The sequence below is a fragment of the Ochrobactrum sp. SFR4 genome (assembly GCF_019730395.1).
In the GTDB taxonomy this organism is placed as follows: Bacteria; Pseudomonadota; Alphaproteobacteria; order Rhizobiales; family Rhizobiaceae; genus Pseudochrobactrum.
In genome coordinates this window covers 463,090-484,378 of the sequence record NZ_JAAPBB010000001.1, presented here as the reverse complement: position 1 = coordinate 484,378, position 21,289 = coordinate 463,090, and the positions used below count along the sequence as shown (strand labels likewise).

Below are 21,289 nucleotides of genomic sequence, written 5' to 3'. Positions count from 1 at the left end.
GCTTAACAAAGAACTTGTTTAACAAACATCAGGCTTTAGAGATCGGCCAAAAATGGTTTCCACGCCGACCGCTGGCATGGTAGCTGCTATATAGTCAGTTTTTTAAAACTGTTCCAGACTCTTAAAGTACAAAATTATGCTGTTGCGTCGAAATGTTGCGGCTTGTTTATCCGTCGTTCCTGATAGGGAAAACCGGACAATTTTATGAATATTCGTGCTATCGGAGGCCATATGCGGCTTGTTGCGGAAAATCTGAGTGGGGAGCGGGGCGATAATCTCCTGTTCAACTCTCTGTGCGCAAGTCTGCAGGATGGTCAGGCTTTGATTGTTACAGGGCCGAATGGTGCAGGAAAATCAACGCTGTTGCGAATCATCGCTGGTCTTTTGCCTGCCTCTGACGGTGCGGTCTGGCTGGAGGCAGATGGTATGCAGGAGCCGGTGATGGCACACAGCCATTATTTAAGTACGCTCAATGCAATGAAGCCGGCGCTGAGCGTTTATGAAAATCTGAAATTCTGGCAGGATTTTCATGGAAGCCCCCTGCACGACATTGATGAGGCGCTGGAAATTGTCGGCCTCTATAATATTGATCACCTGCCCTATGGCTATCTCTCCACAGGGCAGAAACGCCGTGTAACGATTGCCACGCTGCTTTGTTCGCACCGGCCATTATGGCTGCTGGATGAGCCGACCTCGGGGCTGGACACGCATGCTCAAGCGATGTTTGCCGGTGTAATGCAGGAGCATTTAAAAAAGGGCGGCATGATTGTTGCGGTCACGCATATTGCGCTCGGGCTGGAACAAGCAGGCACAGATGTCGTCCAATATTTGCGGCTTGAAGATTACCGGCCTGATGATCATAGCGCTGAAGCGCAGGGCTGGCTGTCATGAAGGCTCTGTTCTGGCGTGATCTGCGTATTGCCATCCGCGCAGGTGGTGGTGCTTTAACCGGCATCCTGTTTTATCTGGCTGTTGCCGCCGTCGTGCCTTTTGCCGTCGGGCCTGATCTTAAATTGCTTGCACGCATCGGCCCTGCAATGTTGTGGCTCGGCGCGCTGCTGGCGGTGCTGCTCGGTCTCGACCGGTTGTTTCAGGCGGATCGCGAAGATGGTTCTCTGGATGTGATGATCATGGCGCGGGAACACCATTTTCTGACACTGACAATCATCGTGAAGTGTCTGTCCCATTGGGTGGCAACGGTATTACCACTGGTGATCGCCGCGCCGTTTCTGGGACTGATTATGAATATGGAGCCTCTGGCGATCCTCGCGACAACATTGACATTGCTGATCGGTACGCCTGCGGTTATTTTCATTGGTGCGCTGGGTGCGGCATTAGCCGTTTCCATGCCGCGTGGTGGCTTGCTCGTCTCGGTGATGATCCTGCCGCTGACCATTCCGGTACTGATTTTTGGTGTCTCGGCATCCTATGGTGCAGTGACGGAAAATGCTGCATTTCTTTCGCCATTACTGATGCTGGCGGCCAATACGCTGATTGCAGCGATTATCGGACCATTGGCCGCAGGTTACGCGTTGAAAATTTCAACAGATTAAACCCATATTCTGCAAAGAGTATTGCCTCTTGCGAGGCTCCTCTAATGTTAAAGTGTTAGAGCGACCTTTGTGTGCCAAGATAGGCACACGGCGCTCTAAGGATAGCTTAAGCTTACAAATATATCCGGGTATCTATGACTGAACGATCAACTGATAAAGCCATATCCAAAGCTGCGCCGCGGCGCTTTCAGGCGCTGCTGGATCTGGCGAATCCGACACGTTTTCTGAGCCTGAGCAGTGCAATCCTGCCATGGATGACAGCGCTGACGGTGCTGTTGTTGCTGACCGGTCTTTATATGGTGTGGTTTGCGCCGGAGGATTATCAGCAGGGACTGACCGTGAAGATCATGTTCATTCATGTGCCTTTCGCATGGCTGTCGATGATGTGTTATACGGTGATGACGATTGCAGCACTCGGCACGCTGGTCTGGCGCCATCCGCTGGCTGATGTCTCGGCCAAAGCTGCGGCACCGCTTGGCGCCATGTTTACCGCATTGGCGCTGGTGACCGGATCGCTCTGGGGCAAGCCGATGTGGGGCACATGGTGGGTGTGGGATGCGCGTCTGACTTCGGTTTTCATTCTGTTTCTGATGTATCTCGGTATTATCGCGCTGACCCGTGCCATGGATGATCAGGCGAAAGCCGCGCGTGCTGCGGCCGTGCTGACGCTGGTCGGTTTTATCAATATTCCGATCATTAAATTCTCGGTCGACTGGTGGAATACTCTGCATCAGCCTGCTTCCGTGTTGCGTATGGAAGGGCCTGCAATGCCGCCAAGCATGCTTTATCCGTTGCTGGTGATGGCACTGGCAATGACTATGCTGTTTTTCACGCTGCATCTGATGGCGATGCGCAATGAGATTTTCAGCCGTCGTATTGCTGCGATGCGCAAAATTGCAGCGCGTAATGCCGAGCGTGAAAATCGCAGACCTGCAGGAGAGGCAGCATGAGCCATCTTGATTATGTTTTAATTTCCTACGGCGTTTCAGCGGTTGTGATCATGATGATCGTGGCATGGATTGCCATGACCCAGAGAAATCTGCGGGCAGAGCTTGCACGACTTGAGAAACAGGGCATTCGCCGCCGCTCGCAAAAGGCTGATTAATAATGACTGATCCGGTTAAAGCATCTGGCGCAACGGATGCTCCGCAGAATAAAAAACGCGTTGTGGTGGCACTTCTGCCATTGATTATTTTTGCAGCACTTGCCGGTATTTTTACATGGCAGTTGCTGAGCGGAAAAAACATGCAGGAAATTCCCTCCGCTTTGATCGGGCGGGATGCACCGCAGACCGATCTGCCGCCGCTGGAAGGATTGCGGCTGGCTGACGGAGCGCTGGTGCCGGGCTTGAAAGGTGCTGATCTGAAGGGGCAGGTGACATTGGTCAATATCTGGGCATCGTGGTGTGTGCCGTGCCGCGATGAGCATCCGCAGATCATGAAGCTGGGACAGGACAAGCGCATTAAAGTGGTTGGTCTGAACTATAAAGACGCACCGGAAAATGCGTTAGTTTTTCTGAACAGCCTCGGCAATCCTTATGATGTTGTCGGCACGGATCGTTCCGGCCGTGCCGGTATTGAGTGGGGTGTTTACGGGGTGCCGGAAACCTTCATCGTCAACCGTGAAGGCAAGATCGTTTATAAATTTGTCGGCCCTTTGAGCACCGAAAGCCTGATTAAACAATTTATGCCGGAAGTTGAAAAGGCTTTAGCGCAATAATATTGCAGCAACAGAAAGCAGAAGGGCTTCGCACTCAGCGAAGCCCTTTTTCATTTAAAGACTATTGCCGGTTTTCACAGCACAGGTGGCTAAGAAAGTCGGCAGATAGGGATCAATCACAAAGCGCGGTGCAGGCTGATAATCCTCCTGAAAGCCGGCAATGACAAATCCGGCTTTGAGTTGCCCGCCGATCTGGTCAGACAGGCTGTGTCCGAAGACTAAAGCCTCCTGATTTTGTTGTTTTGCCGCGAGTTGTTCCGTACTGAGATGTTTCTGCTCTGCAAAAGGCATGCGATAAAGCGGGCGGATAATGCCTTGCTTGGCATCTTCCGGATTTCTGTCGCCGACGAAAACGACCGGATTGTAAAAGCTGGAGAGTAACCGTCCGCCGTGTTTCAACACCCTGTAGCATTCACGCCATACCGGCTGAATATCCGGTATATAGAGATTGGAGATCGGGTGGAAAATGATGTCGAACGTCTCATCACCAAAGCATGACAGATCACGCATATCACCCTGAATAGCGGTGAGAGACAGCTTCTCCCGCTCTGCAACCATACGATCCTGATCGAGTTGACCTTCGGAAATATCGAAGACCGTGACCTCAGCACCCGCCGCGGCCAGAAGCGGTGCCTGCTGGCCGCCGGCTGATGCAAGGCAAAGGATTTTGCGGGTACGCACATTGCCTAGCCATGTGGCCGGAATTGTACCGGGGGTGAGTTTAACTTCCCACTGACCGGCGCGGGCGGCTGCAACCTGTTCAGGTGAGACAGGTTGTGACCATTCGCAATTAGCGCGGGCCTGCTTGTCCCATGCTTCACGGTTGTGATTGATGATATCGGAATGTGGTTTGGTATTTTGCATGATGAACCTCTGGAATTGTCCGTTGGTCACCGCAAGAAAGATCTGAAGGCGCGGAAGCCGTGGGCATATATCATTGATATACGCAAGATTGGTACTATCCATGTAATGCCGTCATTCATCCTCCTCGCAGGCGAAGATAAGATAAATAATTGAAACGGGCATTACTGGTTCATTGCACGACACTCCTCTGTGTTCTTTGAAAATAGAAGAAAGATCCTTGCCGTCAATAAACAAGGTTGTGATGGGAAGAACATACAAAACAGGCTCCGGTTGTTTAAACCGGAGCCCGCAATATGCATTGTTATCTGCTTAATCTGTTACTCAGGCACGTGTCTCACCGCACCTTTAGCAGCGCTGGTGGCCATGGCTGCATAAGCGCGCAGTGCGGTGGTGACTTTGCGCTTGCGCACTTCTGTCGGTTTCCACGCGGCAATGCCTTTGGCTTCCATCTCTGCACTGCGTTTTACTAGCACAGCATCATCAACAGCCAGATGGATTTTACGGTTCGGAATGTCGATCTCGATCAGATCGCCTTCTTCAACCAGACCGATCAGGCCGCCTTCAGCGGCTTCCGGTGAAACGTGGCCGATGGAAAGGCCGGAGGAGCCGCCGGAGAAGCGGCCATCGGTGATCAATGCGCAGGCTTTGCCCAGACCTTTGGACTTCAGATAGCTGGTCGGATAGAGCATTTCCTGCATGCCCGGGCCGCCGCGCGGGCCTTCATAGCGGATCAGAACAATATCGCCTTCTTTGATCTTGCCGTTGAGAATGCCGAGAACCGCACTGTCCTGACTTTCAAAAATACGCGCAGGGCCGGAGAAGGTCAGGATACTGTCATCCACACCAGCAGTTTTAACGATACAACCGTCTTCCGCCAGATTGCCGTAAAGCACGGCCAAACCGCCGTCCTGAGAGAAGGCGTGTTCTTTGGTGCGGATAACACCGTTTTCACGGTCGCTGTCGGTGTTATCGAAATAACGGTTCTGGCTGAACGCAACCTGTGTCGGAACACCGCCCGGTGCAGCACGGAAGAACTCATGCACGCTTTCATCGGACGAGCGCTTGATATCCCATTTTTCCAGAGCATTTTTCAATGTGCCGGAATGCACTGAGCCGACATCGGTGTTGAGCAGGCCTGCGCGGTCAAGTTCACCGAGAATACCCATAATGCCGCCCGCGCGATGCACATCTTCCATATGTACATCCGGCACAGCAGGGGCAACCTTACACAGCACCGGCACTTTGCGTGACAGGCGGTCAATATCGGACATGGTGAAATCCATTTCCGCTTCATGCGCTGCCGCCAGCAAATGCAGAACGGTATTGGTGGAACCGCCCATGGCGATATCCAGTGTCATGGCATTTTCAAAAGCTGCAAAGCTGGCAACTGCACGTGGCAGCACGCTTTCGTCATTGCCTTCATAATAACGCTTGCAGAGGTCAACAACCAGACGACCGGCTTCAAGAAACAGCTCTTTACGAGCCGCATGGGTGGCAAGGGTCGAGCCGTTGCCCGGTAGCGACAGGCCAAGCGCTTCGGTCAGACAGTTCATGGAGTTGGCGGTGAACATACCGGAGCAGGAGCCGCAGGTCGGGCATGCCGAGCGCTCAATCGCGTCAACTTCTTCGTCAGTATATTTGTCGTCAGCGGCGGCGACCATGGCATCAACCAGATCAAGCTTCTTGACCTTGTCATTCCAGACAACTTTACCGGCTTCCATCGGGCCGCCGGAAACAAACACAACCGGAATATTGAGGCGCAATGCGGCCATCAGCATACCCGGCGTGATCTTGTCACAGTTGGAAATGCACACCATCGCATCGGCGCAATGGGCATTGACCATATATTCAACCGAGTCCGCGATGATTTCGCGTGATGGCAGCGAATAGAGCATGCCGTCATGCCCCATAGCGATACCGTCATCCACCGCAATGGTGTTGAATTCCTTGGCAACACCGCCTGCTTTTTCGATCTCACGGGCAACCATCTGGCCGAGATCTTTCAGATGCACATGCCCCGGCACAAACTGGGTAAAGGAATTGACCACGGCAATAATCGGCTTGCCGAAATCACCGTCTTTCATGCCTGTGGCGCGCCAGAGGCCGCGCGCACCCGCCATATTGCGGCCGTGGGTGGAAGTTCTTGAGCGATATGCTGGCATGATCTTATTCCCTTATGCATTACAACGCTGCGAAACTCCTGTTTGCAGAAGTTGCAGAAATGCAGTGTTATCTTTTCAGATATGTCTTACAGTACCCGAGCGTACGGTGCAAAGTACAAATTGCCTCACATGCAAAATTCTTCGCGTGTAGCAGCTCAAAAATAAAAAAGCATCGCCCGTTTTGATACAGGCAATGCTCTGTCTTTTATATTACCGGCGTTTCTGTGACTGAACTCAGAAAGCTTTGAAAGTCAGCGTTGTCAGCGAGCGGATGATATGCGGGATATCATGAACATTATCATTGATAAATTTGCCGATATCATCACCTTCCTGAATATAAATCTTTGCGAGAAGATCATATTCGCCGCTGGTGGAATAAAGTTCCGAGGCGATTTCACGCTCATAGAGCGTCTTGGCAACATCATAGGTTGTGCCGGGTTTGCACTGGATTTGCAAAAATACTGGTTTCATCTCACATCTTTCCTGTAAGAGAACGGATCACATAAAATTCAAAGCAGATCAGGAAGACTGCTATCTGGCGGCACAAATAGCAGTCTGCGTGCTTTAAGGGTAGTGAAAAATCCCCTTTCAGTCTTACTGTTGTGCAGCTTTATCCTTGTTTACACAATTGCTGAACAATGTCTGTTCTTTGGCGCTGTCATCGGCTTCAAGAAAAGACAGGATGCCTTCATCGCCTTTTGTATGCCAGCGATAGCTGTCCTGTTCATCAAGAGCGATATAACGTGCACCGGAAGCAGCAGGCCAGATACGCATCGGCACAAGCTTGCCTTCCGTATAAAGGACCGCTGCTGATTCATCATTTTTCAAACCGTTGATGTAGACAACATCCAGTTCAACATTCCGCTCGCATATATAGGTCACTTTGGTAAGTGCCTGCATCTCGTCAGCTTCCTGCGCGGCAACACTGCCTGCAAAACCGCAAAGTAAAAGACCGGCAGAGAGTGATGGGATGATTGCTTTCAGCATCAGTTTATCCTTTTCGTTTACAGCACTTACAGAGAATGCAGGGAACCTGCGGGCAGAAAAACAGGTTTGTTTCCGGAATTGAAAATAAGATTCTTATTTTGATCGTCCAATAAAAACCGTATCTGGCATTAATATGATTGTTTGTCAGATATTTAAAAGCAGAGACAGTATAGTTCAGCAGAAAGGCATTATAGCGCGTGATACAGGCTGGTTTGACATTTCGCAAAATATTCACCCCTGCGGGTATGCGCATCAGTGCACTTGCTACCCTTGCTGCACTCACCGGTTGTGCCGGTGTGAATTATGTACAAGCCAAATATCAGGGGCTGCCTTCCGTTGAGTTCGTCGGAAAAAGCGGCACAAATTATCGTATCGTTGATAATCAGCCTGAAAGCCGTCTGCTGATCGGGCCGGGGCTGGCGGGCACAGCCACACAAAATTTTGTCAAAGGCTTCTCTACCGGCACGGGGCTTGGTGTTACGCCACCGGTCGTGTTTCGCGATGTTGCTGAAGAATATCTGAAATCCACCGGCAGACGCTGCGAAACCCGCGATGTGACACTGGTTGTCGATCCCTATTATGAAGTGCGCTATAAGTGCAGTCTGCGCAGTCCTCGTATGAGTCCGGTCATTGGTTTATGACCGGCTCTGAACCGCTCCTTTAGAGACCGCTTGCAGAGTTACCTTTGGCAAGCGCGAATTTTTATTTTATAATGCGGCGTCTTAAGAAAGATTATTTCCGTGGGAGCGGAGTATTGAGGTTCTTGTAGCATCCTTCTCCGTTCCGGCTCTGTTAGTTTGTTTTTGAACATAAAACGGAGGCCTTGATGATGCTGATGCGAAATACCTTTTCCGCCTTTGCTGCGCTGATCGCTGTATCTGCGGTGGCCTTACCTGTGCAGGCACCCGCTGCCCAGACCCTGCTGAATGTTTCTTACGATCCGACTCGGGAATTATATAAAGAATTTAACGAGGCTTTTGCTAAACACTGGCAGACCGAAACCGGTGAAGCGATAACCCTGCGTACATCGCATGGCGGTTCCGGTGCACAGGCACGCTCGGTCATTGATGGTATCCCCGCGGATGTTGTGACGCTGGCTCTGCAAAGCGATATTGATGCCATTGTTGAGAAAAGCGGCAAGATCAATGCGGACTGGCGGCAGAATTTTCCGAATAATTCCGCACCTTATACCTCGACAATTGTTTTTCTGACCCGCAAGGGCAATCCCAAGGGCATTAAAGACTGGGGTGATCTGATTAAGGGCGGGGTGGAAGTGATCACCCCGAACCCGAAAACCTCCGGCGGTGCACGCTGGAACTATCTGGCGGCATGGGCCTGGGCATATAGCGAATATGGCGGTGATGAAACCAAGGTCAAAGCCTATATGACGGAATTGTTCCGCCATGTGCCGGTTCTGGATACCGGTGCGCGTGGCTCAACCACCAGTTTTGTGCAGCGCCAGCTGGGCGATGTGCTGCTGGCTTGGGAGAATGAAGCCTATCTCTCGGTGGCGGAATTCGGAGCAGATTCTTTTGACATTGTGGTGCCGCCGCAATCCATTCTTGCTGAACCACCGGTTGCTGTAGTGGACAAGAATGTCGATGCCAAAGGTACCCGCAAACAGGCAGAAGCCTTCCTGACCTATCTCTATTCCGAAGAAGGGCAGAAGATTGCAGCCAAACATTTCTACCGGCCGTCAAAACCTGAACTGGTGCCGGAAGCTGACCGTAAATGGCTGACGGACGTCAAGCTCATCACGATTGATGATCCTTTGTTCGGTGGCTGGGTTAAGGCGCAGCCGGCACATTTCGGGGATGGCGGTACCTTCGATCAGATCTATAAGCCGGTTAAATAAGTTCCGTCTTTAATGGTGTTACCTATGGCAGAACTCATAACAAAAACGGGCGGCGGGAAACCGGATCAGCCACATAAAAGCGGGAAAAAACCGCGCTTCTGGCAGGCATGGCGCAAGCCGTCCATTCTGCCGGGCTTTGGCCTGACACTGGGCTTTAGCGTGGCCTATCTGTCTCTGCTGATCCTGATCCCGCTGATGGTGCTGATGCTGCATGCGGTGGGGGTCGGACCTGCACGCTTCTGGCAACTGGCGACAGATCCCCGGCTGGTCAGTGCCTTGCAGGTCAGTTTTTTCAGCGCGATTCTGGCTGCGTTGATTAATGTGGTTTTTGGCGGCATTGTTGCATGGGTGCTGGTACGCTACCGCTTTCCCGGCAGGCGGCTGGTCGATGCGATGGTGGATCTGCCTTTCGCTCTGCCCACCGCTGTTGCCGGTATTGCACTGACAGCGCTTTATGCGCCGAAAGGCTGGATCGGTGCATGGCTGATGCCGCTTGATATTCGTATTGCTTTTACACAGGCCGGTATTGTGGTGGCACTGGTTTTTATCGGTCTGCCTTTTGTGGTGCGCACGATCCAGCCGGTGATTGAAGAGATCAGCCGTGAACAGGAGGAGGCAGCGGCAACGCTGGGCGCCAGTCGCTTTCAGACCGTGTTCCGTGTGCTTTTACCTGGTTTGCAACCGGCTATTCTGACCGGTTTTTCACTGGCCTTTGCCCGTGCAGTCGGGGAATATGGCTCGGTGATTTTTATCGCTGGTAACCGGCCTTATTCGACTGAAATCGCACCTTTGCTGATCTTCATCAAGCTTGAGGAATTCGATTATTCCGCCGCCACAGTGCTGGCTACGGTGATGATGCTGATTTCTTTTGTGATGTTGCTCATTGTCAATCTGATCCAGACACGGACACGCAGGAGATATGGCTATGGCAGCTAGTGCCGGAAAACTGTTTTCCCGTCGTCTGAAACATAATCACACGGCTCATAACCGCTCAGCGGTCACAGAAACACCGGCTATGCGCTGGTTTCTGACACTGACAGGGCTGCTGTTTATGGCCTTGTTCATTGTGCTGCCTCTGATCGTGATTTTTGCGCAGGCTTTCAGCAAAGGCACCGGTGCGTATCTGGAAGCACTGACCGATCCGGATGCAGTCTCGGCTATCCGCCTGACTTTGCTGATTGCGGCTATTGCAGTCCCTTTGAACATGGTTTTCGGGATTGCCGCCTCATGGGCGATTGCCAAATTTGAGTTTCGCGGCAAGACCTTTCTCATCACGCTGATTGATCTGCCGTTTTCGGTGTCGCCGGTAATTTCAGGGCTGGTTTTTGTGCTGCTGTTCGGCGGTAACAGTATGCTCGGATCATGGCTTCAATCGTATAATATCCAGATATTGTTTGCCGTTCCCGGTATTGTGCTGGCAACGATTTTTGTAACTTTTCCTTTTGTTGCCCGTGAGCTGATCCCGTTGATGCAGGAACAGGGTACAGGTGATGAAGAAGCTGCTTTATCGCTGGGGGCAAGTGGCTGGAAAACCTTTCTCTATGTGACTTTGCCGAATATCCGCTGGGGGCTGCTTTACGGTGTGTTGCTGTGTAATGCACGTGCGATGGGAGAGTTCGGTGCAGTGGCGGTGGTGTCGGGACGTATTCGCGGATTGACGACGACTATGCCGCTGCATGTGGAGATGATGTATAGCGAAAATATCGTGGCGGCTTTTGCGGTGGCATCCCTGCTGGCGGGACTGGCGCTGATCACACTCGTTTTGAAAACCATACTGGAAATGCGCTTTACGCATGACGGGGGCTGACTTGTAATGCGCTTTGCGCATGAATAGCGCATCCCGAAAAGTGTGAGCGGTTTTCGGATGAGATGCGCGGGAAAACAAAGGGACAAAGCATTTCCTCTGATTTAATCAAAACCGGAAATGCTCTAATCATTAAGATGTAATGCACTGGCATGAGGGTGCCTGAAAGGATTGAGAATGGAAGTACGCGTTGTTGAGGTGCGCAAGGAGTTTGAGCAGTTTCCGGCGCTGCACAACGTTTCGCTTGATATTCATTCAGGCGAGCTGATTGCTTTGCTCGGCCCTTCCGGCTCGGGTAAGACCACTTTATTGCGTCTGATTGCAGGGCTGGAAAGCCCGACAGAGGGCACTGTCTATTTCGGCGATGAGGATGCCTCAAATAAAACCGTGCAGGAACGTAATGTTGGTTTTGTGTTCCAGCATTATGCTTTGTTTCGCCATATGACGCTGGCGCAGAATGTCGGGTTCGGGCTGAAAGTACGCCCGCGTTCTACGCGTCCGTCCAAGGCAGACATTCACAGGCGTGCGGTTGATCTGCTCAATTTGGTGCAATTGCAGGGACTGGAAAACCGCTATCCGGCGCAGCTCTCCGGCGGCCAGCGCCAGCGTGTGGCTTTGGCACGAGCCATGGCGATTGAACCGAATGTATTGTTGCTGGATGAGCCTTTCGGCGCGCTGGATGCGCAGGTACGTAAAGAGCTGCGCAAATGGCTGCGTGAGATTCATGACAGCACCGGCCATACCACCGTTTTTGTAACTCATGATCAGGATGAGGCACTGGAACTGGCCGACCGTGTTGTGGTGATGAGTCAGGGGCGCATCGAACAGGTCGGAACACCGGACGAGATTTATGACAGCCCGAATTCTGCTTTCGTCTATGGCTTTATCGGGGAATCCAGCCGCCTGAATGTGCGTGTTGAGCACGGGGCGCTCTGGCTGGCAGATCGCTCTCTGGGGCTGACAACCGATCAGGCAGACGGAGAAGCGGTGCTATATTTCCGCCCCCATGATGTGGAGCTGGTGGAGGGATGCGGCGGCTGTATTGCCGGTGTGGTCACTGCTACACGGCGGGTGGGCGCCAAGCGCCGTGTTGAGCTGGAAGTCGGCGGCAACCGTGAAATTATCGAGATTGAAATTCCGGCAGAGAATGAAGCGGTTACCGGCAGCCGTCTGGCATTCCGGCCGAAATACTGGCGCGTTTTTGCCTCTCAAAACTAAAGAGATGCAGCTCAGAAAATGATTCTCTGAAACGCCGGATACGGGGCTGAATATCGGCTTTGTTATCCGGCGTTTTCCTTATCAGAAAGAGGGACTTTCAAAATAATTTAATCCGTTTAAAGTGCACTCAGGCAACCTTTCTCACCCTCTGGCATTATATCAAAGCGTGCTGCCCCAGCTTTGTCAGGGCTTGCGTATCGTCGGAGTGCCGATTGCAGAGGGTAGCCTGTTGATTTTTATAACGTAAAGTTAAAATCAGCTATGATTTGTGCTTTGCGATTTTACCAAATTCGACCATGGCATTCTTTGCGGACGTAATTTGGTCATAACTGTTTAACACCACCGATCATGTGAGAATCTTTATGAAATTCACAGGATCTGAAGCATGTGTTTGCGGATATGGCAAATCTGACCATCCGTAGCGGAACTTAAATCTTATAAAAGGCTGTAAAAGGCATATGCCGGCTTTGTCTTTCTCTCTTTCATCGTTGTTTTCCCGCCCTGTTGCTGACCGCCTTTTGCCGGTTCTGCCTTTGCCAATCAGGGGGCACTATAAAACACCAGAAGAATTACAACTGCTCGCTGCGGCACTGGCTCGCAATGAAGCTGTGCGCTTGCCCGATTATGAGAAATTCGACTTTAACAAACGGCTTGCGGAAAATGCTGGTCTGATCCTGCATGCCTATCGCTCCTCCGATGCGGCATCGCGTAACGGCGAGACGATTACGCCGGCTGCTCAGTGGCTGCTCGACAATTATTACGTTGTCGATAAAAGCATGCAGCAGGCACGCCGCGATTTGCCTGACAAGTTTTTGCGCCAGTTGCCGCTGGCAGCTAATATTCATCCGGATGGTGCGGTATCAAAAAACACCGATGCATCTGCCAATCTGAGCACCGAAGGCCTGCCGCGGGTTTTCGCGCTGGCATGGCTGTATGTTGCCCATAGTGACAGTAATTTTTCTCTGAAAAGCCTGAAAGCACTGATCGACGGTTTCCAGAGTGTTGAACCGCTGCGCATTGGTGAATTATGGGCGCTGCCGTCAGTTATTCGTTTTATGCTGGTGGAGAATGCCCGCCGCCTGGCGCTGCGTGTTGAACGCGCCCGTGCGATGCGTAACTTCGCCAATCGCGTGGCTGATAAGATTGTCGTGACTTCTTCACCGGAAGAACTGCAATCCATTCTGACAGAATATAGCGAACCGGCACGGGATGGTACTTTTGCCACCCATCTGCTTTATCGTCTGCGCAGTGCTTCCACAGCGACCGGACCGGCGATTGAATGGCTGGAAGCTCAGCTGAAAGCGACCGGACGCGATGTAGAGGATATTATTGTCGAGGAACATGCCCGCCAGTCTACCGGCGGTATGACCATGGGTAATATTATCCGCTCGCTCAAAACCATTGATGATGTGGACTGGACCTCATGGGTTGAGACCGTCAGTATTATGGATGCGATCCTGCGTGAGAACAGTGATTTCGAAAATCTCGATTTCGCCTCACGCAACAGCTATCGCGTAACCATTGAAAAGATCGCCCGCAATTCGCGTATGACGGAAATTGAGGTGACCAATACGGCTTTGCGGCTGGCGCGTGAAAAATCCGTGCGCGAGCATAAAATCACCGAGCGTGAGCAAAGCGGTGCGATTGCCTATTATCTGAGCGGTAATGCCCGTACCGAATTGGAGCAGATTTGCGGTTATACACCGCCTTTATCATCGCGTTTGCTGCGGCTCTATCGCGGGCTCGGCCTGTGGGGGATAGCTGCACCGGTCTGGGCAATGACTATCGGCCTGCTGGTGCTGGTTTATACCGGTATGGGGCGCATCGGTTTTGGCGAGAGCGAACAGCTGCTCTTCACCATCCTCGCGCTGTTCCCTGCCTATGAAGCTTCACTTGGTCTGTTTAACTCGCTGGTGCCGTGGTTCGTGCAGCCAAACCGTCTGGTCGGTTATGAATATCGTGATGGCTTGCCTGCTGATGCGCGCACGCTGGTGGCCGTACCGACGCTGATTAATTCGCGTGACAGTGTGGATGAACATATCCGTAATCTCGAAGTGCATTATTTGACCAATCCGCGTGGCGAAGTCTATTTTGCGATTGTCAGTGACTGGACTGACAGCGATGTGGAAGTCACGCCTGCCGATATGGAAGTGCTGGATTATGCCCGTGAGGAAGTGGCAAGGCTCAATACGCATTATGCCGGAGAAGATTATGCGAGCAGCGGGCAGGCGCGTTTCTTTTTCCTGCATCGCCGCCGTCTTTACAATCCGTCACAGGGCAGCTGGATGGGCTGGGAGCGCAAGCGCGGTAAGCTGCATGAGCTGAACCTGCTGCTGCGCGGTGATCATGATACCAGTTTCTTCCCGTCGGATGTGCCGCTGCCGCGTGATATCCGCTATGTGATGACACTGGATTCTGATACCCGCCTGACACCGCAATCGGTGACCAATCTGGTCGGTAAGCTGTCACATCCGCTCAATCATCCGGTCTTTGACGAGAAAACCGGTCGTATTACCAGCGGTTACGGTATCTTGCAGCCGCGCGTTACTCCGTCGCTGACCACCGGCGATGATGCATCATTCCTGCAGCGCGTATTCTCTGCCAATCGTGGTATTGATCCTTACGTCTTTGCGGTTTCCGATGTTTATCAGGACTTGCTGGGTGAAGGTACATTCACCGGTAAAGGCCTCTATGATGTTGATGCCTTTGAACGGGTGATGCAGGGCAAGATTGAGGAAAATACAGTCCTCAGCCACGATTTGCTCGAAGGCGGCTATGCCCGTTGTGCGCTCGCCAGCGATGTCGAGGTCGTGGAAGATTATCCGACCGGCTATAATGTTGATATTTCCCGTCATCACCGCTGGGCGCGTGGTGACTGGCAGTTGCTGCCGTTTCTGTTCTCAACCGGCAAAGGTGTCAGCAATGTCACCCGCTGGAAAATGGCCGATAACCTGCGTCGCTCGCTCAACCCGATCATGTGGGTGATTGCGTCTTTTGCTGGCTGGTGTTTGCTGCCGCTCGGCGTTGCCACGATCTGGCAGCTGTTCCTGATTTTGGCGATGTTCGTACCGATGATTTTCGGTATCGTTACCAACCTTATTCCGGTGAATATGGACTATTCGCTGAAAGGTCATGCTCAGTCGGTTCTCACCGATGTGACACTGGCTTTTGCGGATATGGCGCTGCGTCTCAGCTTCATTGCTCATAGCGCGACGCTGATGGGTGATGCGATTGTCCGCACCTTCTACCGTCTGTTTGTCTCGCGCCGCTATCTTCTGGCATGGCGTGCAGCCGCGCAGATGAAGTCTTCCGATACGCTGGATTTCTATGTGCGCCTGATGTGGCCGTCACTGCTGATCGGTGCACTGGCTTTCTTGGCGCCGGTATTGTTCAGCAGCAAAGCGGTGCTGATTGCCGTGCCTTTTGCCGTGATCTGGATTGCCTCGCCGTGGATCGCATGGGCAGTGAGCCGCTCAGCCAAACCGCAGGATACGCTGGAAGTCCGCTCCAGCGATAAAGGCGATCTGCGCCGCTATGCCCGCCGTACATGGCGCTATTTCGAAGCCTTTACCAATGAGGAAGGCAACCATCTGCCGCCGGACAACTATCAGGAAGATCCGGTGGGTATTGTGGCGATGCGCACATCTCCGACCAATATCGGCGTCTATTTCCTTTCCATCATTTCTGCCCGTGACTTCGGCTGGATCAGCTTCAACGATACGCTGACCCGTATCGGCCAGACGCTGGACACGATGGAGAAGATGGAGAAATTCCGCGGCCATCTTTATAACTGGTATGAGACTGATACGCTGAAACCATTGCAGCCGCTTTATGTGTCGGCGGTGGATAGCGGCAATCTGGCCGGTCATCTGGTTACGCTGTCTTCAGCACTGGAAGAATGGGCGCAGGCACCTTCCGTTTATTTGCAGGGTGATTTTGAGGGCATTCTCGACGTCAATGATATTCTGGAAGAGGCAATTGCCGCTATTCCGGATGATCGCCGTATTCTGCGACCACTGCGTCGCCGCTTAGAGGAACGGATTGCCAATTTCCGCCGTGCTGTGCGATCTTTCCGCGAGGAACCAGAAACGGCCTCTTTCCGCACCATCAATATTTCGCTCTTCGCCAAGGATATTGAAAAGCTGGCGCTGGAACTGGATGGCGAGCTGGAAACCACCCAGTCACAGGAAGCGCTGGAATGGGCGCGTACACTGGTTGAAACCTGTAAAGCCCATACGGATGATGCGATCGGTGAGCATAATGCTGAAGAGCTGCGTCTGCAGTTGCAGAGCCTTGCCAGCCGCGCCCGTCAGCTGGCCTTCGATATGGAATTCGGTTTCCTTGAGCGCAAAGAGCGTCGTTTGCTGTCGATCGGTTTCCGCGTGCAGGAAAACGAACTGGATGAGAGCTGCTACGATCTTCTGGCTTCGGAAGCCCGTCTTGCCAGCCTGTTTGCCATTGCCAAGGGCGATGTGCCGGTAGAACATTGGTTCAAACTTGGCCGTCTGCTGGTGCCGGTTGGCTGGAAAGGCGCTCTGCTGTCCTGGTCAGGCTCGATGTTTGAATATTTGATGCCGCCGCTGGTGATGAATGAGCCGCTTGGCTCGCTTCTCGATCAGACTAATAAACTGGTTGTGCAGCGTCAGATTGAATATGCGACCTCGCGCGGTCTGCCTTGGGGAATTTCGGAAGCGGCTTATAATGCCCGCGATCCGCAGATGAATTACCAATATTCCAATTTCGGCGTGCCGAAACTGGGTCTGCAGCGCGGCCTGTCGCGCAATGCGGTGATTGCACCTTATGCGAGCCTGTTAGCCTCGCAATATCGTCCGGCTGATGCGGTTTCTAATCTGAAGGTCTTGCAGAAGCTTGGCGCTTTGGGGCGTTACGGCTTCCACGATTCCGTGGATTTCACGCCGTCGCGTGTGCGTGAAGGTGAAAAATGCGCTGTGGTGAAAAACTATTATGCGCATCACCATGGCATGTCGATTATCGCCGTCAATAACGTGATTTTTGACGGTCGTATGCGCAGCCGTTTCCATTCTGATCCGGTGATTGAGGCGGCTGAACTGCTGTTGCAGGAAAAAGCACCGCGTGAAATTCCGATGGTCTATGCCAAGACGGAAAATCCGATGCGTGTGGACAGCGGTGCCTTTGATGAAGCACCGATGCGTATTATCGAAGAGCCGCTGAAGGCACCGCGCAGTGTGCATCTGATGTCCAATGGTCAGTATTCGCTGATGCTGACGGCTGCCGGCAATGGTTACAGCCGCTGGCATGATCTGGCGATTACCCGCTTCCAGCCGGATGCATCGGAAGGGATGCAGGGTAGCTTCCTGTTCCTGCGTGATATCGAGAGCGGTCGCTGGTGGTCGGCGACCGGTGAGCCGTCGCGCCATCTGGAAACTGAAACCAAGACGGTGTTCACGGAAGATAAGGCCGAGTTCTATAAGACCTCCGGCGATATCAAGACTGTGGTGGAAACCATTGTTACCACCGATGTCGATGGTGAAGGACGCCGGATTGATATTATCAATACCAGTTCGCGCGACCGTGTCATCGAGGTCACATCCTATGCGGAACTGGTGCTGAATAATCCGGATACGGATGATGCACATCCGGCTTTTGCCAAGATGTTTGTGGAAACGGAAATCGCACCGGACGGTACAACAATCTATGCCAAACGGCGCAAGCGTGCACCGTCGGACACGGAAGTGCATGTGGCGCATTTCGTGACTGATTTGTCAGGCGCTGTGCGTGAGACGGAAGCTGAAACTGATCGCCGTGTTTTTATCGGCCGTGGCCGCACCTTGCGCAATCCGGCGGCTTTCGATCAGGAGATGAAGTTTACCGGCAGTCAGGGCACTGTGCTTGATCCGGTTGCCTCATTGCGTACCCGTGTCCGTGTTCCGGCGCATAAAAAAGTGTCGCTGGTGTTCTGGACACTGGCAGGCGGTTCGCGCTCTTATCTGGAAGAGAAAGCAGCAGTTCTGCGTTATCCTGAGGCTTTTGCCCGTGAATATACTTTGTCATGGACACGTAGCCAAGTGCGTTTGCATCATGTCGGCATCAAACCGGCAGAAGCGACAGATTACCAAAAAACCGCTGCTTATCTGATCTATCCGGATCGCGCTTTGCGCCAGCCGTCAGAAGTGATTGCTGCGGGTCTTGGTGCGCAGTCTGATCTCTGGCCATTGTCGATTTCCGGCGATGATCCGATTTTCGTGCTGCGGATTGACAATGAAGCCGATCTTGAAGTGCTGCGCGGTGTGCTGAAAGCACAGGAATACTGGCGTGAAAAAGGCCTTACCGTAGATGTGGTTGTGGTCAATGAACGGGCATTTTCCTATGCGCAGGATACCCAGCGTGCAGTTGAATGGCTGACGGAAAGTTTCCGTGTCCGTTCGCAGCATCAGGGACAAAAACAGCATATTTTCACGGTGCGCCGTGATCAGATGAGCGAGGCGTCCTATAATACGCTGCTGGCTGCTGCACGGATTGTAATGCATGCGCAGAACGGTTCTCTGGCAGAACAGCTCAAGCGTATTCAGGAGCTCTCGGTTGATCTGGCAAGCCGCAAGGAAACCAAGCTTGAAAGCACCGATCCGCGTCTGAGCCGTCGCCGTGCTGCGGAGACGGATGATGAACAGGTCGTCAAGCTTCCGGGCGTGGCGCCGCGTCAGCTCAAAGCGGACAAGCAGGTTTCCGGTGACGGGCTGGAGTTCTGGAACAGCTATGGTGGTTTTGATACGGCGGGCAATTATGTTGTGCGTCTCAATGCTGACCGCACAACGCCGCATCCGTGGATCAATGTGATTGCCAATGCGGAGTTCGGTTTCCATGTTTCAGCAGAGGGTTCCGCTTTCACATGGAGCGGTAACAGCCGTGATTATCAGCTGACCCCGTGGTCGAATGATCCGGTTTCCAATCTGCCGGGTGAGGCCCTCTATATTGCGGATCGTGACAGCGGCAAGGTCTTCGCACCGACGGCCAATGTCATTCGCGATGCGGAAGTAACCTATGAAGCGCAACATGGTCAGGGTTGCAGCACGTTCACCTCTAAACATAGCGATGTGCTCTGTGAACTGACCATGGCAGTTGATCCGGACAAGCCGGTACGTCTGACACGCCTGCGTCTTGTCAATCGCGGCCAGTCGATGAAACGTCTGCGGCTCTATAATTATGCGGAATGGGTGCTGGGCAATGTCCGTGCCAAAAACGCCGCTTATATTGTTCCGCGTTTTGATGAGGAACTGGGCGCACTCTTTGCCCGTAATCCTTATCATACCGACAAGGCAGATCAGGTGGCTTTCCTGACAGCCAATATTCTGCCGGTATCAGTGACCTCTGATCGTCAGGAGTTTATCGGTGCCACCGGTTCCGTTACCGAGCCGGACAGTGTGATGCAGGGTAAATCCTTGTCAGGTACGGTCGAGGCCGGACGCGATCCTTGCGCGGCTCTGAGCTATGATCTGGAGCTGAGTGCAGGAGAGACCAAAGACATCCTCTTCATTCTTGGTAATGCCAAAGATGAAGAGACAGCACAGGGGTTGATTACCTATGGTCGCGGTCTGGATATGGATGATCTGCTGGCGCGTATTTCTGAGCAATGGCAGGATTTTACTGGGCCATTGCAGGTGAAAACGCCGGACCGTTCTTTCGATCTGATGGTCAATCGCTGGTTGCCTTATCAGAGTATGGCTTCGCGTATTCTGGCACGTGCTGCTTTCTATCAGGCCAGCGGTGCCTATGGTTTCCGCGATCAGTTGCAGGATACGCTGTCATTGTTGATGCTGGATCCGCTTTTGGCGCGCAAGCAGTTGCTCAATGTTGCCGGTCGCCAGTTTGCGGAAGGCGATGTGCAGCATTGGTGGCTGCCGGTCACCGGTGCAGGCGTACGCACACTGATCTCCGATGATGTGGTGTGGCTGTCCTATGCGGCAACGCTCTATACGCAGGTGACCGGCGACCTAGCTGTGCTTGATGAGGAAGTTGCTTATCTGCAGGGCCGTGCTTTGGGGACAAGCGAGCATGACGCTTTCTATCAGCCGGAGGTCTCGGACAAAGCCGATACGGTCTATGAGCATTGCGTGAAAGGGCTGGAACTGGCCATGCAGCGCACCGGTCAGCATGGTCTGCCGCTGATCCTTGGCGGCGACTGGAATGACGGTATGAACCTTGTCGGCGTTGAAGGCAAAGGCGAGAGCGTCTGGCTCGGCTGGTTCCTCAGCTATACGCTGCAGCAGTTCATTCCGCTGAGCGTATCACGTGGTGATATGAGCCGTGCGGAAGCCATGCAGAAACATCTGGATGCTCTGAACAAGGCATTGGAAGAGCATGGCTGGGACGGTGAATGGTATCGTCGTGGTTATTTCGACGATGGCGCACCGCTTGGTTCTCACCTGAGTGACGAATGCCAGATTGATGCGATTGCCCAAAGCTGGGCTGTGCTGTCCGGTGTTGCTGATCCTGAACGCGCAGATCAGGCGATGGCTTCACTTGAAAAGCATTTGCTGGATGAAGAGGGCGGCTTGCTGCGCCTGTTCACTCCGCCATTTGACAAGACTGAGCATGAGCCGGGTTATATTAAAGGCTATCCGCGCGGTGTGCGTGAGAATGGCGGGCAATATACCCATGGTGCCACATGGGCGATTATGGCGCTGACCAAACTCGGTCGTGGTGATGAGGCTTACAAGCTGTTCTCGTTGATTAATCCGGTGCATCACGGTGAAAATCCTGAGACCTATCGTGTTGAGCCTTATGTGATTGCAGCGGATATTTACTCCGTTGAGCCGCGTCGCGGTCAGGGCGGCTGGACATGGTATACCGGTTCTGCAGGCTGGTTCTACCGCGTGGCAACAGAAGGTATTCTCGGCTTGAGCAAGCGCGGCAATGCGCTGCTCCTCAATCCGGTATTACCGTCTGACTGGGATGGTTTTGAACTGGATTACCGTCATGGTGAGGCACTGTATAAAATCACTGTGCGCAATAAAGCCGGTCGGGACAGTTTGAAAGTGGATGGCAAAGCAGTCAAAAAACGCGATGCCGGTATTGCTCTGGCAACGCAGGGGCAGCATGAGATTGTGCTTGAACTGAAATAAGTCAGATCAGACAGAACTTTAAATAA

Annotated in this window: 15 protein-coding genes; 11 read left to right on the top strand and 4 right to left on the bottom strand. The window is 52.7% G+C overall.

Annotated elements, in window-relative coordinates:
• The first annotated feature begins 231 nt into the window (after nt 1-231).
• From ccmA to HBA93_RS02005, 5 genes are all read left to right on the top strand, one after another.
• Nucleotides 232-891, top strand: a complete 660-nt coding sequence (ccmA, locus tag HBA93_RS02025) for a heme ABC exporter ATP-binding protein CcmA (protein ID WP_221722196.1) — start codon at nt 232-234, stop codon at nt 889-891.
• Entirely contained in the window at nt 888-1,553 is a 666-nt protein-coding gene (gene ccmB, locus HBA93_RS02020; RefSeq protein WP_221722149.1) for a heme exporter protein CcmB, read from the top strand. Before ccmA ends, ccmB begins: the two co-directional genes overlap by 4 nt.
• 134 nt (nt 1,554-1,687) lie before the next feature.
• Nucleotides 1,688-2,503 (top strand): heme ABC transporter permease, encoded by an 816-nt coding sequence (locus HBA93_RS02015; RefSeq protein ID WP_221722148.1) that lies wholly within the window; start codon nt 1,688-1,690, stop codon nt 2,501-2,503.
• Nucleotides 2,500-2,658 carry a heme exporter protein CcmD gene (ccmD, locus tag HBA93_RS02010; RefSeq protein ID WP_221722147.1) on the top strand — a complete coding sequence of 53 codons (159 nt, stop codon included), beginning with the start codon at nt 2,500-2,502 and terminating at the stop codon, nt 2,656-2,658. Before HBA93_RS02015 ends, ccmD begins: the two co-directional genes overlap by 4 nt.
• 2 nt (nt 2,659-2,660) lie before the next feature.
• Entirely contained in the window at nt 2,661-3,272 is a 612-nt protein-coding gene (locus HBA93_RS02005) for a DsbE family thiol:disulfide interchange protein (protein WP_221722146.1), read from the top strand.
• Nucleotides 3,273-3,326: 54 nt separating this feature from the next.
• Here HBA93_RS02005 and HBA93_RS02000 read toward each other — a convergent pair whose 3' ends face one another.
• The 4 genes from HBA93_RS02000 to HBA93_RS01985 all read right to left on the bottom strand — a co-directional run bounded on the left by HBA93_RS02000 (nt 3,327) and on the right by HBA93_RS01985 (nt 7,285).
• On the bottom strand, nt 3,327-4,136 hold the full coding sequence (locus HBA93_RS02000; protein WP_221722145.1) for a class I SAM-dependent methyltransferase: 810 nt from the start codon (nt 4,134-4,136) through the stop codon (nt 3,327-3,329).
• A 317-nt stretch (nt 4,137-4,453) separates the two neighbouring features.
• Entirely contained in the window at nt 4,454-6,298 is a 1,845-nt protein-coding gene (ilvD, locus tag HBA93_RS01995) for a dihydroxy-acid dehydratase (protein WP_221722144.1), read from the bottom strand.
• A gap of 234 nt (nt 6,299-6,532) precedes the next feature.
• Nucleotides 6,533-6,769 carry an Lrp/AsnC ligand binding domain-containing protein gene (locus tag HBA93_RS01990; RefSeq protein ID WP_022711319.1) on the bottom strand — a complete coding sequence of 79 codons (237 nt, stop codon included), beginning with the start codon at nt 6,767-6,769 and terminating at the stop codon, nt 6,533-6,535.
• 123 nt (nt 6,770-6,892) lie between these two features.
• On the bottom strand, nt 6,893-7,285 hold the full coding sequence (locus HBA93_RS01985) for an MliC family protein (RefSeq protein ID WP_221722143.1): 393 nt from the start codon (nt 7,283-7,285) through the stop codon (nt 6,893-6,895).
• Between the two features lie 212 nt (nt 7,286-7,497).
• On the opposite strand from HBA93_RS01985, the gene HBA93_RS01980 reads away from it, so the two are divergent.
• From HBA93_RS01980 to HBA93_RS01955, 6 genes are all read left to right on the top strand, one after another.
• Nucleotides 7,498-7,926: a hypothetical protein gene (locus HBA93_RS01980; RefSeq protein WP_162994452.1), complete on the top strand. Its 429-nt coding sequence runs from the start codon at nt 7,498-7,500 to the stop codon at nt 7,924-7,926.
• A gap of 185 nt (nt 7,927-8,111) precedes the next feature.
• Nucleotides 8,112-9,140: a sulfate ABC transporter substrate-binding protein gene (locus HBA93_RS01975; RefSeq protein ID WP_221722142.1), complete on the top strand. Its 1,029-nt coding sequence runs from the start codon at nt 8,112-8,114 to the stop codon at nt 9,138-9,140.
• 24 nt (nt 9,141-9,164) lie between these two features.
• A complete protein-coding gene (gene cysT, locus HBA93_RS01970) occupies nt 9,165-10,076 on the top strand; it encodes a sulfate ABC transporter permease subunit CysT (protein ID WP_221722141.1) in 912 nt (303 codons plus the stop codon).
• The gene (cysW, locus tag HBA93_RS01965; protein WP_121992005.1) at nt 10,066-10,947 is read left to right on the top strand and encodes a sulfate ABC transporter permease subunit CysW; all 882 of its coding nucleotides are present in this window, start codon (nt 10,066-10,068) and stop codon (nt 10,945-10,947) included. The genes cysT and cysW overlap by 11 nt, the downstream gene beginning before the upstream one ends.
• Before the next feature lie 174 nt (nt 10,948-11,121).
• Nucleotides 11,122-12,162 (top strand): sulfate/molybdate ABC transporter ATP-binding protein, encoded by a 1,041-nt coding sequence (locus tag HBA93_RS01960; RefSeq protein ID WP_221722140.1) that lies wholly within the window; start codon nt 11,122-11,124, stop codon nt 12,160-12,162.
• Between the two features lie 458 nt (nt 12,163-12,620).
• Complete coding sequence (locus HBA93_RS01955) at nt 12,621-21,263, top strand: glycoside hydrolase family 94 protein (protein ID WP_221722139.1); 8,643 nt, start codon at nt 12,621-12,623, stop codon at nt 21,261-21,263.
• Nucleotides 21,264-21,289 lie beyond the last annotated feature (26 nt).